16 protein-coding genes and 4 tRNA genes are annotated in these 14,901 nt (G+C 36.7%); 19 read left to right on the top strand and 1 reads right to left on the bottom strand.

All coding sequences use genetic code 11. The features are described 5' to 3' along the window. Positions 1-3 precede the first annotated feature (3 nt). Positions 4-1,293 (bottom strand): kynureninase, encoded by a 1,290-nt coding sequence (gene kynU, locus A3EM_RS0133720; protein WP_020532672.1) that lies wholly within the window; start codon positions 1,291-1,293, stop codon positions 4-6. Positions 1,294-1,530: 237 nt separating this feature from the next. On the opposite strand from kynU, the gene A3EM_RS0133725 reads away from it, so the two are divergent. From A3EM_RS0133725 to A3EM_RS0133815, 19 genes are all read left to right on the top strand, one after another. Then, a tRNA-Tyr gene (locus tag A3EM_RS0133725) sits at positions 1,531-1,613 on the top strand. Positions 1,614-1,674: 61 nt separating this feature from the next. Then, positions 1,675-1,747, top strand: a tRNA-Gly gene (locus A3EM_RS0133730). A 16-nt stretch (positions 1,748-1,763) separates the two neighbouring features. Further along, positions 1,764-1,835: transfer RNA gene (locus A3EM_RS0133735), tRNA-Thr, on the top strand. A 55-nt stretch (positions 1,836-1,890) separates the two neighbouring features. After that, positions 1,891-3,078 carry an elongation factor Tu gene (tuf, locus tag A3EM_RS0133740; RefSeq protein ID WP_020532673.1) on the top strand — a complete coding sequence of 396 codons (1,188 nt, stop codon included), beginning with the start codon at positions 1,891-1,893 and terminating at the stop codon, positions 3,076-3,078. A 164-nt stretch (positions 3,079-3,242) separates the two neighbouring features. After that, positions 3,243-3,315 (top strand) — tRNA-Trp (locus A3EM_RS0133745). A gap of 31 nt (positions 3,316-3,346) precedes the next feature. Then, entirely contained in the window at positions 3,347-3,541 is a 195-nt protein-coding gene (gene secE / locus A3EM_RS0133750; protein ID WP_020532674.1) for a preprotein translocase subunit SecE, read from the top strand. A gap of 19 nt (positions 3,542-3,560) precedes the next feature. Next, entirely contained in the window at positions 3,561-4,133 is a 573-nt protein-coding gene (nusG, locus tag A3EM_RS0133755; protein WP_020532675.1) for a transcription termination/antitermination protein NusG, read from the top strand. A 7-nt stretch (positions 4,134-4,140) separates the two neighbouring features. Continuing rightward, positions 4,141-4,587: a 50S ribosomal protein L11 gene (gene rplK / locus A3EM_RS0133760; protein ID WP_020532676.1), complete on the top strand. Its 447-nt coding sequence runs from the start codon at positions 4,141-4,143 to the stop codon at positions 4,585-4,587. Positions 4,588-4,673: 86 nt separating this feature from the next. Then, complete coding sequence (rplA, locus tag A3EM_RS0133765; RefSeq protein ID WP_020532677.1) at positions 4,674-5,372, top strand: 50S ribosomal protein L1; 699 nt, start codon at positions 4,674-4,676, stop codon at positions 5,370-5,372. Between the two features lie 2 nt (positions 5,373-5,374). Next, complete coding sequence (gene rplJ, locus A3EM_RS0133770) at positions 5,375-5,911, top strand: 50S ribosomal protein L10 (protein WP_020532678.1); 537 nt, start codon at positions 5,375-5,377, stop codon at positions 5,909-5,911. 102 nt (positions 5,912-6,013) lie between these two features. Next, positions 6,014-6,394, top strand: coding sequence for a 50S ribosomal protein L7/L12 (gene rplL, locus A3EM_RS0133775; RefSeq protein ID WP_020532679.1), 381 nt, complete (start codon positions 6,014-6,016; stop codon positions 6,392-6,394). 367 nt (positions 6,395-6,761) lie between these two features. Beyond that, complete coding sequence (locus tag A3EM_RS0133780; protein ID WP_020532680.1) at positions 6,762-7,763, top strand: AAA family ATPase; 1,002 nt, start codon at positions 6,762-6,764, stop codon at positions 7,761-7,763. Positions 7,764-7,811: 48 nt separating this feature from the next. Then, positions 7,812-8,681, top strand: coding sequence for a DUF58 domain-containing protein (locus A3EM_RS0133785; protein ID WP_020532681.1), 870 nt, complete (start codon positions 7,812-7,814; stop codon positions 8,679-8,681). A gap of 31 nt (positions 8,682-8,712) precedes the next feature. Then, positions 8,713-9,669, top strand: coding sequence for a hypothetical protein (locus A3EM_RS0133790; RefSeq protein WP_020532682.1), 957 nt, complete (start codon positions 8,713-8,715; stop codon positions 9,667-9,669). Further along, complete coding sequence (locus A3EM_RS0133795) at positions 9,666-10,664, top strand: vWA domain-containing protein (RefSeq protein WP_020532683.1); 999 nt, start codon at positions 9,666-9,668, stop codon at positions 10,662-10,664. Before A3EM_RS0133790 ends, A3EM_RS0133795 begins: the two co-directional genes overlap by 4 nt. A 4-nt stretch (positions 10,665-10,668) precedes the next feature. Continuing rightward, the gene (locus A3EM_RS0133800; protein WP_020532684.1) at positions 10,669-11,154 is read left to right on the top strand and encodes a DinB family protein; all 486 of its coding nucleotides are present in this window, start codon (positions 10,669-10,671) and stop codon (positions 11,152-11,154) included. 19 nt (positions 11,155-11,173) lie between these two features. Then, positions 11,174-12,211: a VWA domain-containing protein gene (locus tag A3EM_RS0133805; RefSeq protein ID WP_020532685.1), complete on the top strand. Its 1,038-nt coding sequence runs from the start codon at positions 11,174-11,176 to the stop codon at positions 12,209-12,211. A 14-nt stretch (positions 12,212-12,225) separates the two neighbouring features. Next, positions 12,226-13,017, top strand: a complete 792-nt coding sequence (locus A3EM_RS0133810) for a tetratricopeptide repeat protein (RefSeq protein WP_044240669.1) — start codon at positions 12,226-12,228, stop codon at positions 13,015-13,017. Positions 13,018-13,057: 40 nt separating this feature from the next. After that, positions 13,058-14,887, top strand: a complete 1,830-nt coding sequence (locus A3EM_RS0133815) for a BatD family protein (protein WP_026210745.1) — start codon at positions 13,058-13,060, stop codon at positions 14,885-14,887. The last annotated feature ends 14 nt before the right edge of the window (positions 14,888-14,901 follow it).

Here is a 14,901-nt window from a genome sequence, read left to right on the forward strand (position 1 = left end):
TCATTAGATTATTTTACTTACAACATTATAAAACTGGAAAACATCTGAATAAGAATTATACAAGGGTACTGGAGCCACACGAATAACATCTGGTTCTCTCCAATCACAAACAATTCCTGAATTGGTCAATTCTTCAAATACTTTTTTCCCATTTTCCAAAAATACTAATGATAATTGACATCCTCTTTCCTGAGGTGATTTTGGAGTGAGAATTTGTATTGCCTCTTTTCCTTTTTCAATATTAATTTCATTAACCAGAAACTCTAAATATCCGGTTAATTGCCTGCTTTTTTGAAATAGGTTATCAATTCCAGCCCTGTTAAATATTTCAAGAGAAGCTAAATAAGGGGCAATTGAAAATATTTGGGAGTTACTTTGAATCCATCCCTCTGCTCCTTTCATGGGTTTGAATTTTTTGTCCATCAGGAACCTTTCTTTCTGATCATGCCCCCACCATCCTGCAAATCTTGGTAATTCAAAATTTGTGGCATGTTTTTCATGAATAAAGACTCCTGAAGTACTGCCTGGTCCGGAATTTAAATATTTATAAGAACACCAAACAGCGAAATCAGTACCCCATTTGTGCAGCTTTAAAGGAATATTTCCCGCTGCATGGGCGAGATCAAATCCTACATAAGCTCCAGCCTCATGCCCTGCTATTGTAATAGCCTCCATATCGTAGGCCTGGCCTGTGTAATAATTGATGCCACCCATTAATACAAGTGCAAGTTCATCCCCACATTCCTTAATGGAATTTAAAATATCACTGGTTCTTAATAAATTTTCTCCTTTTCTTGGGAAAAGCTCAATAATAGCGTTGTCAGGCTTGATTCCTTTGCCTAAATGCTGCGCTTGAAATTCAACCTGGCTGGCAACTGCATATTGATCTGATGGAAAAGCTCCTCCTTCCATTATAATTTTGAATCTTTTTTGAGTTGGCCGATAAAAGGAAACCAACAGGAGGTTGAGATTAACCGTAAGGGAGTTTAAAATAGCAATTTCAATGGGAACAGCTCCTAGTAATTTGCATGAAACGTCAAGCGATTTTCGATGATAATCGATCCATGGATCAGGTTGTTCAAAGTGGCCATCAACTGCAAGGTTTTTCCATTTTTCGAGTTCTGTTCCGATAAAATCTTTTGTGATTTTGGGTTGTAAGCCAAGAGAGTTACCGCAAAAATAAATGACTGGATTTCCATTTTTAATAGGAAAGTAAAACTCAGATTTGAAACTTTTCAGAGGGTCAGAAGCATCTAGTTCTTTTGCAAATTGCAGATTTTTTTGAAAGTTCATGTGATTATTGATTAAGGATTGTGCATCCAAATTTACCCTATTTTCCTTTTTAATTGATATACTGGGGCGTATTTTGAAGGTAGATTTTTAATGTAAAAAAAAATAATAAAAAAAAAGTTGTAATTTTTTTGAGAAAAATTTGAACTTATTAAAAATCCATATAGCTTTGCACACCAAATTCAGGAAAAGGAAAGAAAAAACAAGTTAAAATATACTTGTTTTTCATCTGAAAATTGAGGGGGGATACCAAAGCGGCCAACTGGGACGGACTGTAAATCCGTTGACTTACGTCTTCGCAGGTTCGAATCCTGCTCCCCCCACAAGTTAAACTTTGGAATTTTTTTTTAAAGTTACAATTAGTAACTTTGAGCTATTAAAAAAGCGGGAGTAGCTCAGTTGGTAGAGCGACAGCCTTCCAAGCTGTAGGTCGCGGGTTCGAGCCTCGTCTCCCGCTCTCTTTTTTTGGCATTGCCGATGTAGCTCAGGGGTAGAGCGCTTCCTTGGTAAGGAAGAGGTCACGGGTTCAATTCCCGTCATTGGCTCAAAATTAGAATCGAATAATTAAAAGAAGTTTATTAATAATTAATATTTGGAAAAATGGCTAAAGAAACGTTTGACCGTTCCAAACCACACTTAAATATTGGTACAATTGGACACGTTGACCACGGAAAAACAACATTAACTGCTGCAATTACAAGAGTGCTAGCGGGTGACGGATTAGCAGAGTTGAGAGATTTTGAATCAATTGACAACGCTCCTGAAGAAAAAGAAAGGGGTATCACAATTAATACGTCTCACGTAGAATATCAAACTGCCAAAAGGCACTATGCTCACGTAGATTGTCCAGGTCACGCTGACTATGTGAAAAACATGGTAACTGGTGCGGCTCAAATGGATGGTGCTATTTTAGTAGTTGCTGCTACTGATGGTCCAATGCCTCAAACAAGAGAGCACATCCTTCTTGCAAGACAGGTAGGTGTTCCTGCTTTGGTTGTTTTTATGAATAAAGTGGATATGGTAGATGATCCTGAATTGTTGGAGCTTGTGGAGATGGAAGTAAGGGAATTGTTATCATTCTACGAATTTGATGGAGATAATATTCCTGTTATTCAGGGTTCTGCTCTAGGAGCATTGAACGGTGAAGAAAAATGGGTTGCTACAGTACAAGAGTTAATGAATGCTGTAGATGAGAATATCCCATTGCCAGAAAGATTGACTGACAAAGATTTCTTAATGCCTGTTGAGGATGTATTCTCAATTACTGGTAGAGGTACTGTGGCTACTGGTAGAATTGAAAGAGGAATAACTAACACTGGAGATACTGTTGATATTATCGGTATTGGAGCAGAAAAAATGACCTCTACAATTACTGGTGTTGAGATGTTTAGAAAAATTCTAGATAGAGGTGAAGCTGGTGATAACGTAGGTCTTTTATTAAGAGGTATTGACAAGGAGCAGATCAAAAGAGGAATGGTAATTTGTAAGCCAGGATCTGTGAAGCCTCACACTAAGTTTAAGGCAGAAGTTTACGTGCTTTCAAAAGATGAAGGAGGAAGACATACTCCATTCTTTAAAGGATATAACCCTCAGTTCTATTTCAGAACAACTGACGTGACTGGTGAAATTTCTCTTCCTGATGGAGTTGAAATGGTAATGCCAGGTGATAATGTTACTATTACTGTTGAGTTGCAAAAAGAAATTGCTATGGAGCAAAACTTAAGATTTGCGATTAGAGAAGGTGGTAGAACAGTAGGTGCTGGTCAGGTAACTGAAATTTTAGAATAAAATTTTGGGTACAAATATTAAAGCCCTGTTAATCATTTAGTTAACAGGGCTTTTTTTTCTAAAAAATCTTGGAAATATTTGCAATTTAACTTTCAAACTCTTTGAAAGTTAATAGTTAAATATGTACCTTTGCACTCCGATTTTAAAGGTAACTTAGTATATACACGGGTGTAGCTCAGCTGGTAGAGCAGTGGTCTCCAAAACCAAAGGTCGTGAGTTCGAATCTTACCACCCGTGCTTTTCTAAAAGTTATAGTAATCATAAGAAAATGATTGGAAGCTTAAAAAAATTTTTAAAGGAATCATACATTGAGATGACTCAGCATGTAACCTGGGCAAAGTACAGTGAGTTGCAAAGCAGTTCTGTACTTGTTTTGGTAGCATCCCTAATATTTGCATTATTAATAGGGGTAATCGATGCAGGGTTTAAATCTGTGTTAGAAATGTTTTACGGTTCTTTTTAACCTCTTTTTTATTTATAAAATGAGTGATTTAAAATGGTATGTTGTTAGGGCTGTAAGTGGTCAGGAAAAAAAGGTAAAGGCTTATCTTGAAAAAGAAGTAGTGAGCAGTAATCTGCAAGACTATATCACAGAAATCCTGACCCCGAGTGAAAAGGTATACCAAATCAGGAAGATGAAAGATGGGAAAAGCAAGAAAATTGCTGTTGAGAAGAATTTCTTTCCTGGTTATGTAATCATTCATGCTAATTTAAGTAATGGGGAGGTATTACATACTGTAAAAAGTATTCCCGGAGTAATAGGGTTTTTACAAGTAGATGGAAAAGATCCATCAGCGCTTCCAAGACCTATGAGAGAATCTGAGATTAACAGAATTCTTGGTAAGGTAGACGAGGTTGACGATACGGAAGTAAAACACGAAACCACATTTGTAGTAGGAGAAACGGTAAAAGTTATGGATGGTCCATTTAATGGATTTACTGGTACCGTTGAGGAAGTTTTTGAAGAGAAGAAAAAACTAAATGTGATGGTGAAAATATTTGGCAGGAATGCTCCTGTTGAACTTAATTACATGCAAGTAGAAAAAGAGGAATAATAAAACGATGGCAAAAGAAGTTTCTGGCTTTTTAAAGCTACAGATTAAAGGTGGACAAGCAAACCCATCACCTCCGGTAGGTCCGGCATTGGGTAGTAAAGGCTTAAATATCATGGATTTTTGCAAGCAGTTTAATGCAAGAACCCAGGAAAAGCAAGGCGTATTATTGCCGGTGTTAATTACAATTTATTCAGACAAATCATTTGATTTTGTAATTAAAACACCTCCTGCTCCAGTATTATTAATGGAAGCAGCAAAATTAAAGAAAGGTTCTGCAGAGCCAAACAGGAATAAAGTAGGTTCTGTTTCATGGGATCAGGTAAAAGAAATAGCTGAAACCAAAATGCCAGATTTAAATGCATTTACGATTGAATCTGCTATGAAAATGGTTGCAGGAACTGCAAGAAGTATGGGGTTAACCGTTTCTGGTGATGCTCCCTGGGCTTCAAACTAATTAATTTAATCTTTAATCAAATGTGGTAGGAGAATACAGTTCTGCCGATTGTAAAAGACTCCGCTTCCCACATTTAAATTTAGAAAATGGCAAAATTAACAAAAAAGCAGAAGGCTGCATTTGAGAAATATGACAACACTAAAGCATATTCTCTAGGCGAAGCCAGTAGTATTGTAAAAGAAATCTCTTACACAAAATTTGATGCTTCTGTTGACCTTGATATTAGATTAGGGGTTGATCCAAGAAAAGCTGATCAAATGGTAAGGGGTGTTGCTACCCTTCCTCATGGTACAGGAAAGGAAATTAAAGTTTTAGTATTATGTACTCCTGATAAGGAAGAAGAGGCTAAAGCTGCAGGTGCCGATTATGTAGGTCTTGATGAATATATCAAAAAGATTGAAGGAGGCTGGACTGATGTAGACGTGATTATTACCATGCCAACAGTAATGGCTAAAGTAGGCCGGCTTGGTAGAGTTTTAGGACCGAGAGGTTTGATGCCTAACCCAAAGGCAGGAACAGTTACTCTTGAAGTAGGAAAGGCTGTGCAAGAGGTGAAAGCTGGTAAAATTGATTTTAAAGTAGATAAATTTGGAATCATTCATGCCGGTATCGGTAAAGTTTCTTTTAAGCCAGAACAAATAAAGGAAAACGCTGAAGAGTTAATAAGCATTATTTCAAAGCTAAAACCTTCATCGTCAAAAGGAACCTACTTCAAAAGTGTTACACTTTCTAGCACTATGAGTCCAGGAATTAAAATTGAAAAATCATCATTAGCCGGAATATAATCATGACTAAAGAAGAAAAAATTCAGTTAGTTGGTGAGTTAGGTGAAAAGTTATCTAACACCGACTACTTTTATATAACAGATGCTTCGGGAATGACTGTTGCTGAGATCAACTCATTCAGAAGACTGTGTTTTGAAAAAGGGTTAGAATACAAAGTAGTTAAAAATACTTTGATCAATAAAGCGCTGGAATCTTTATCTACTGATTACACTGAGTTTTCAGAAAATGTATTGAAGGGATTTTCAGGAATTATTTTTTCTCCAGAGGCGGGAAATGCACCTGCTAAATTACTAAAGGAATTTAGAAAGAAAAGTGGAGGAAATAAGCCTTTGTTAAAAGGTGCTTCTATTGATTCTGATACTTTCATTGGCGAAAATCAACTTGACTTGTTGAGTAGCCTTAAATCGAAGCAGGAACTTGTTGGGGAAATCATTGGATTACTTCAGTCGCCTGCTAAAAATGTTGTTTCTGCTCTTCAAAGTGGAGGACAAACGCTTAGTGGTTTGTTGAAAGCCTTAGAAGAAAGAGAGCAAAATTAATATAAGAAATGTTACGCGTTTGCATTTGTCTGTATGACAAATAATAATATGCTTCCACATATATAATTATTTTATTTTTAAACGCACTAAATAAATTTTAAAATGGCGGATTTAAAAGAATTTGCAGATCAGCTTGTTAACCTTACTGTTAAAGAAGTAAATGAGTTAGCAGGAATATTAAAAGACGAGTACGGAATTGAGCCAGCTGCTGCTGCTGCTCCAGTAATGGTTGCTGCAGGTGGTGGTGAAGGTGGTGAAGCTGCTGCTGAGAAGACTGAGTTTGATGTTATCCTAAAATCAGCTGGAAGCGCTAAGCTTGCAATTGTTAAGTTGGTGAAAGGTTTAACTGGATTAGGTCTTAAAGAAGCTAAAGCTTTAGTTGATGAGGCTCCATCTCCAATTAAAGAAGCTGTTTCTAAAGAAGAAGCTGAAAACTTGAAAAAAGAGCTTGAAGAAGCTGGTGCTGAAGTTGAGTTGAAGTAATCTCAAGTTTAAAAAATTTGAAAAGGGCTGCCCAAAAGGCAGCCCTTTTTTTGTGTCTAAATTTCTTCACTTCATTTTCTATAATTGTTCTTTGAATTGATACTAATTTTTGGTTTTGGGTAAGGTATTTTGATAAAGCATTTTGTGATTTATATTTTTCACATTTTTTAACGCATTACACCCATGATAACCTGTTATTTTAACAATTTTTAGAACCTTCCTTTTTGTTTATCCTACTCAAAAAAGGCTTAATTTGTAATGTTTGTTTTTGGATAAAAGACAATCCATGGAATCTTTTGTCAAAACCAAGTTTTTTTATTTTTTGAACAGACTTTTTGGGAAAAACTGTAATCAATAAATTAAAGTAATGAGCGAAACCACTAACATTGATATCAAAGAAATCAATGAAAAAATAAGTAGAGAAAGTGCCTTTGTTGATTTGGTGCTGATGGAAATGAATAAGGTAATTGTCGGCCAGAAACATCTTACCGAAAGGCTTTTAATGGGCTTGTTGGCCAATGGCCATATCTTATTGGAAGGAGTTCCGGGTTTGGCGAAAACCCTAGCTATAAATACACTTGCCAACACAGTTGATGCTAAATTTAGCAGATTGCAATTTACGCCTGACCTACTTCCTGCTGATTTGCTGGGAACAATGATTTATAGCATAAAAAAGGAGGAATTTATTACAAAAAAAGGACCTCTGTTCTCCAACTTTATTTTGGCCGATGAGATTAACAGGGCCCCAGCTAAGGTACAGAGTGCCTTATTGGAGGTAATGCAGGAAAGACAGGTAACTATCGGAGATGAGACTTTTAAACTGGAAGAACCATTTTTAGTTATGGCCACCCAAAATCCTGTAGAGCAGGAAGGAACATATCCCTTACCAGAAGCCCAGGTGGACAGGTTCATGCTGAAAGTAATTATCGATTATCCGAAAAGAGAGGAAGAAAAACTTATTATCAGACAGAATATTTCAAAAAGTTTTCCAAAGGCTAACAAGATTCTTTCTACTGACCAGATTTTAAAGGGAAGGGAAGTTTTGAAGGAAGTTTATATAGATGAAAAAATAGAGAAATATATTGTTGATATTGTTTTTGCGACAAGGTTCCCGGAGGAAGCAAAATTACCACACCTGAAAAATCTGATCAATTTCGGTGGATCGCCCAGAGCCAGTATCAATTTGGCTTTGGCAGCCAGGGCTTATGCTTTTATTAAAAGAAGAGGTTATGTGATTCCAGAAGATGTGAGGGCTGTATGCCATGATGTTCTCAGACACAGACTGGGTTTAACTTATGAGGCAGAAGCAGAAAATGTTAAAGCTGATGACATCATTAAGGAAATTCTTAACACCATAGAAGTTCCATAGGGGTCGGAACTAAGGTGAAACCTTTTTAAAGAAGCAATTATTTAAACTATGGAGACCTCAGAATTACTAAAAAAGGTAAGGAAGATTGAAATTAAAACACGTGGACTTTCCCGAAATATTTTTGCCGGAGAATATCACAGTGCTTTTAAGGGAAGAGGCATGGCTTTTAGTGAAGTAAGAGAATACCAGCCTGGAGATGATATCAGGACTATTGACTGGAAAGTTACTGCCAGATTTAATCATCCTTATATTAAGATTTTTGAAGAGGAAAGAGAACTGACCATTATGTTGATAGTGGATGTAAGTGGGTCGAAGGAATTTGGCTCTGAAATCCAGCTGAAACAGGAAATGGTTACTGAGATAGCTGCGGTTTTGGCTTTTTCTGCTATCCAGAATAATGATAAAATTGGAGTGATATTTTTTAGTGATAAAATTGAAAAGTTCATTCCTCCAAAAAAGGGAAAGACTCATGTACTAAGAATAATCAGGGAATTAATTGATTTTGAGCCTGAAAATAAAACCACCGATATTTCTGAAGCCTTAAAGTATTTTTCAAATGCGATCAAAAAAAGGTGTACTGCCTTTCTGATTTCCGATTTTATTGATCAGGGATTTGAAAATGCTTTGAAAGCTTCTAATAATAAGCATGATGTAATTGCCCTTAAAGTTTATGATAAAAGGGAAACTGAGCTTCCGGAAGTAGGGCTTTTAAAGGTAAGAGATGCAGAAACCGGAAAGGATATCTGGGTGGATACTTCCAGCAAAAAGGTAAGGGAAACCTTTAAAAAATCCTGGTTGATTTCTTCGAAAAAGCTTAAGGATTTATTTAATAAATCGGGTGTAGATTATGCGGAGCTTAGAACAGATCAGTCTTATGTATTACCGTTAATGAACTTATTTAAGAAAAGAGAAGCATAAAAAACTGTTTGAAATTATCACCGAGGATATTATGGCTAGAAGTTTTTTTATAAAATCTTTATTTCTTATTTGCCTGTGGTTGGGTTTTGGGGAAGGCTATGCACAAAAAATTGAAGTAGCCGCATTACCCGATACCAATACATTTTTAATTGGGGAACAAATCAAAATTAAACTAGAAGCGAAAATTCCTGAAAATGGGGATATTAATTTTCCGGTTTTTAGTGATACCTTGATAAGTGAAGTTGAAATTTTGGAAGCTTCATCCGTAGATTCAGTGGAAGAAAAAGGCTATAAAAAGTTATGGATGGATCTTACGGTGACTTCTTTCGACAGCGGATTTCATGCCATTCCTCCGCTCCAATTTATAGGCCGTGAACCTGGTAATCCGCTCAAATCTTATCATACAGAAGCATTTTTATTGGAGGTACAAACCGTTGCTGTAGATACCTCTAAGGCCATAATGAGTATAAAAGAACCTATTGTGGTGCCGGTGTCTTTCCAGGAAATGTTACCTTATATCCTTTCAGGAATACTTGTGCTCGGACTTGCCGCACTCGGTTTCTGGTTTTGGAAGAAACAGCAGAATAAGCCTGTAGAAGAAAAAAAGGAAACTATTCCGCAAGATCCTCCACATGTAATTGCATTAAGAGATTTAGAACAACTGGAAGCCAAACAGGTGTGGCAAAAAGGAGAGTTTAAGGATTACCACAGTGAACTGACCGAAATTATCAGGAGATATATTGAAAACAGATATAAAATTCCTGCCCTGGAGCAGGTTTCTGATGAAATTTTGCAAAGTTTTTCTAATTCAGGCGTGCTCAAAGAAAAGGAGTATGATAACCTGAGAAGTATGCTTAACCTGGCGGATATGGTAAAGTTTGCCAAAGTTCATCCGCTACCCAATGAGAATGAAAGAAGTATGGAACTGGCGGTGGAATTTGTAGATAATACAAAGTATTCAGAGAACATTGAAAAGGAAGTAGTATGAACCTGAATAATATAACATTTGCTAACCCGGAGTATTTCTTTTTACTCCTCATTATTATTCCCATGATTGCATGGTATGTGATGAATAGGAATAAGGCTTATGCTTCTTTACAGGTTTCAGATATCAGTGCCCTTGCACTGGCTGGGAGGACCTATAAATATTATCTGCAGCATCTTCCTTTTTTCTTACGTGTAATTACCATCGCTTTATTTATTACTATTCTTGCCCGGCCGCAGTCTCAGGATAGCTGGGAAAATACCAATATTGAAGGTATTGATATTGTAATTGCCACAGATATTTCCGGAAGCATGCTTGCCAGAGACTTTGAACCCGACCGACTTGAGGCTGCAAAAAATGTGGCTAAGGAATTTATTAAGGGACGGCCCAATGACAGGGTCGGGCTTGTTGTTTTTGCAGGAGAGAGTTTCACCCAATGTCCCCTAACTACCGACCACTCGGTTTTGGTTAATCTGTTTGAAGATATAAAAAGTGGTATGGTAAAGGATGGAACTGCCATTGGAATGGGGCTGGCAAGTGCAGTAAACAGACTAAAAGAAAGTGAAGCCATTAGTAAAGTAGCCATTTTGCTTACTGATGGGGTAAATAATTCAGGTTCCATTGCTCCAGTTACAGCAGCTGAAATCGCTGATGAGTTTGATATAAGAGTATATACCGTGGGTATGGGGACAAATGGAGTTGCGCCAATGCCTGTGCAAACCCCTTTTGGTATGCAATATAAAAATGTAGAGGTGGAAATTGATGAAGATGCCTTACAAAAAATTGCCGAAATGACAGGAGGAAAGTATTTCAGGGCAACTGATAATGAATCTTTAAAAAAGATCTATGAAGAAATTGATCAGTTGGAAAAATCAAAAATTGATGTCACTGAGTTCAGCAAGAAGAAGGAGGAATTTTTACCTTTCGCCTTACTTGCTGCTATTTTATTATTTATGGAAATTACATTGAGAAATACTGTTTTAAGAACCATTCCTTAAGAAAATGACAGATATTGAAGCTATAAAAAGGAACTTAGCCGATGGGCCATTATTTCTGGGAAGCATAATCAGAGATATTCCGGATAGCTTATTAAAGGAAAGGAGGATTAAAGGCAAATGGAGTATTCATGAACATGCCTGCCATCTGGTGGATGTCCAGCAAATGATAAATGCCAGGTTTATAAAATTTAGAGATGATGAAAAACCAGAAGTAAAACCCTATTTGCCAGGAACAAATGTGGCAGATGATTTTTTAATGGATTTGCCATTAAAAGAAACGGTTGAAAAGTTTGCAGGCTATAGGAAAAGTTTATTGGATATCGTGGACGGTTTCGATGAAAAAACCTGGCAAAAAAAAGTGATTCATCCTGAGTATGAACCCTTTAATCCATATATATTTTTAAGACATGTTATGATGCACGATCATTTTCATATGTACCGAATTGAGGAGTTGTGGTTGACAAACCAGGAGTTTTTGAGAAGTGTTTAAAAATTAAAAAAGTATTAAAATGTTCAGGTTCGAGCATAGTGATTTTTTGTATGGACTTATTCTGATCCCAATTTTAGTCATCTTGTTTTGGCTGGAGGGAAGGATGAGAAAAAAGGCTATCCGGTCATTGGGAAGTCTTTCGGTGATTAAGCAATTAATGCCCGAATATTCCCGAACCCGGCCTGTATGGAAAAATTTATTTATCATATTATCAGTACTTTCCTTAATAATTGCTGTAGCTAATCCTCAGGTAGGTTCTAAAATGGAAATTGTGAAAAGGAAAGGAGTGGAAATCATCATTGCCATTGATGTTTCCAACAGTATGCTTGCGGAAGATATTCGACCTAACCGGCTTGAAAAAGCCAAACAATCCATCGCTCAATTGGTAAAAAGGCTTCATAATGATAAGCTGGGATTAATAGTTTTTGCTGGAGATGCCTATACCCAGTTACCTATTACCACCGATTATTCTGCTGCAAGGATGTTCCTGAGAAGTGTGAAAACGAATATCGTTCCGGTTCAGGGGACGGCAATAGGAAAAGCCATTGAATTAGGGATGAATTCTTTTAGTAAAGATGAAACTAAAAATAAGGCTTTAATTGTAATTACTGATGGGGAGAATCATGAAGATGATGCATTGGAAATGGCTAAAAAGGCAGCTGAAGCTGGAATAATTGTAAATACCATTGGTATGGGTCAGGCAAAAGGTGCTCCCATTCCGGTTTATAACAATTATGGGCAAAAAGATTTCCGAAAGGACAACCAGGGAAATGTGATTGTGACCAAGCTGAATGAAACCATGCTGAGGCAAATCGCTCAGGCGGGCAATGGAACTTTTATTCGGGCAACCAATTCGGGAACAGGGTTAAATATTTTGTTTGATAAAATAAATGAACTGGAGAAAAAGGAATTTGAGTCCAAACTTTATACAGATTATGAAGACGGATTTCCCATATTTATCAGCTTAGCATTATTCTTTTTATTACTGGAGTTTTTGATTTTGCCCAGAAAAAATAAATGGATGAGTAAAATTGATCTATTTAAATTTAAGGTTTAAACCTGTATTAAATTATGAAACATATTTTTCTATCAATCTTTATCGCTATTATTCATCAAATGGCTTTTGCGCAGAGTGAAAGAAAATACATTCGTGAAGGGAATGAATATTATGCGCAGGAAAATTATGAGAAAGCCCAGGAAGCCTATTTAAAAGGAATTGAAGAAAATAAAGATTCTTATGAAGCTGCTTTCAATTTGGGAGATGCGCTTTATAAAAAAGAAAAATACGAAGAGGCTGCAGAGCAGTTTGAAATGTTAGCCAACACTTCTTCCGACAAACAACAACTGGCTCAGGCTTACCACAATTTGGGAAATAGTTTGCTGAAAGCACAGAAATATCAGGAAAGTGTAGAAGCCTATAAAAATGCTCTACGAAATAATCCGACTGATGAAGAAACCAGATATAATTTAGCTTATGCCATGGAAAAATTAAAAGAGCAACAGCAGCAAAATCAACAGAATCAGAATAATCAGGATAATCAAGATAAGAATCAGCAGGATCAGGAAAATAAAGAAAACCAGGAGAATAAAGATCAGGAAAACCAAAATCAGGATCAGCAGGATCAGCAAAATCAAGATCAAAAAGACCAACAAAATCAGGATCAACAAAACCAACAACAACAGCAGCAACAAGGAGATGAACAGCCTCCAAAGCAGGGGCAATCTCCTCAAAAACAGGGTATCTCCAAAGAGGATGCTCAAAGATTGTTAGAGGCTTTGCAAAATCAGGAGCAGCAATTGCAAAATGACATGAAGAAGAAAAAAATGAAGGGGAATCCTGTGAAAATCGAAAAAGACTGGTGATAATAAAGGAAGATTAGGTGATTTTCCAAATCTAGAAAAAATGAAATTTTTAATCCAAATAATATTTATAGTATTCCTAAGTCATATGGCATTGGGGCAGGATGTCAAATTTACAGCTTCTGCACCAATTGCTGTGGCCAATGGTGATAGGTTTCGCCTGGTTTATGAAGTGAATGCTGAAGGGGAAAATTTTAAGCATGGAGATCTGGAAGGTTTTTCTGTATTATCAGGACCAAACCTCTCTACCAGTAGTAGTGTGCAGATCATAAATGGAAAAATGAGCCAAAGTGTTTCCTATTCCTATGTTTTTATCCTTCAGGCTACCAGGGAGGGAAAATTTTCACTGCCCGCAGCAACCATTACGGTAGATGGAAAGGAATATACTTCAAATAGCCCAAAAATTGAGGTGGCCAAGGCCAGACAAGGGCAACAGAATCAAAACAACAGCGCTAATGGTCAAAATGGACAAATCTCCGATCAAGACCTTTTTGTGAGGGTAATTGTACCTGATCAAGAAGTTTTTCAGGGAGAGCATGTACAGGCTACTGTGAAAATTTATACCAGGGTTAATCTTGTAGGATTTGAAAACACCAAATTTCCGGCATTTAATGGGTTTTGGAGTGAAGATTTAGATTTACCAAATCAGATTTCGATCCAAAGGGAAGTTTACAATGGAGAAGTATTTAATGTAGGTGTTTTAAAAAGTTCTATATTATTCCCACAACGATCGGGGGATTTGGTGATAGAACCTGCGGAATTAGGTTGCGTGGTCAGGGTAAAAACCAGAAGGAGAAGTAATAGCCCATTCGATGATTTTTTTGGAACTTCCAGTGTGGAATTAAAAAAGACTGTTTCCAGTCCGAAAGTAACTGTAAAAGTGAAATCTTTACCCCTCAACACCAGACCCAGTACTTTCAACGGAGCTGTTGGTAAGTTAAAGATGACCACTACTATCGATAAATTGGAAGCTACTTCAAATGATCCCATTACCCTAAAAGTAAATGTGGCAGGCAATGGAACACTGAAATTTTTAGAACCACCAAAAATCGAATTTCCCGCAGATTTTGAGGTTTATGATCCGAAAGTTCAAAATAATTTAAGTACCACTTCCTCAGGGGTTTCAGGAACAAAAACTTTTGAATACCTGATGATTCCCAGACATCATGGTGATTATTCCATTCCCCCAATAAAGTTCTCTTATTTCAACCCTGAAACAAAAAAATATGAGACAGATCAGTCTGAAGAATTTAAAATTCATGTGGTAAAAGGGGAAAACGATGAAGTAGCAGAGCTTTCTACTCCGGGAACAACCAGGGAAAATGTGAAAATGATAGGAAGTGATATTCGGTATATTAAAACCAATGATTTTGAACTCCAAAAAGAAGATACTTACTTATTTGGTTCTACTGTTTTCAATACAGTTTATATAGTTTCTTCCAGTCTTTTTCTTTTAGCATTTGTTTTCATTAAACAAAAAAGAAAGCAGGAATCTGATATCACACTCGTGAAAAATAAGAAAGCAGGGAAAATGGCCAAAAAGCGCTTAAAACAGGCAGAGTTGTTTTTAAAAGAAGAGAAAAAGGACCCATTCTATAAGGAGTTGCTCAATGCCATGTGGGGTTATATTGGCGATAAGTTGAATATGCCTTTATCTGAGTTGACAAAAGATAATGTAAAAGAGCGATTACAGGCACGGGAGGTTGGTGAGGAATTGATAGAAAAATTTATTGCTTTTATGAACGATTGCGAATTTGCCCAGTTTTCACCATCTGGAGGCTCAGGGGCAATGGACAAAGATTATAATCAGGCCATCGATTTGATCAGCGAACTTGAAGGAAATATAAAAGGAAAAGTTGCGGCCAGGGTTTAATTGAATGGACCTAA

The sequence above is a fragment of the Flexithrix dorotheae DSM 6795 genome (assembly GCF_000379765.1).
In the GTDB taxonomy this organism is placed as follows: Bacteria; Bacteroidota; Bacteroidia; order Cytophagales; family Flammeovirgaceae; genus Flexithrix; species Flexithrix dorotheae.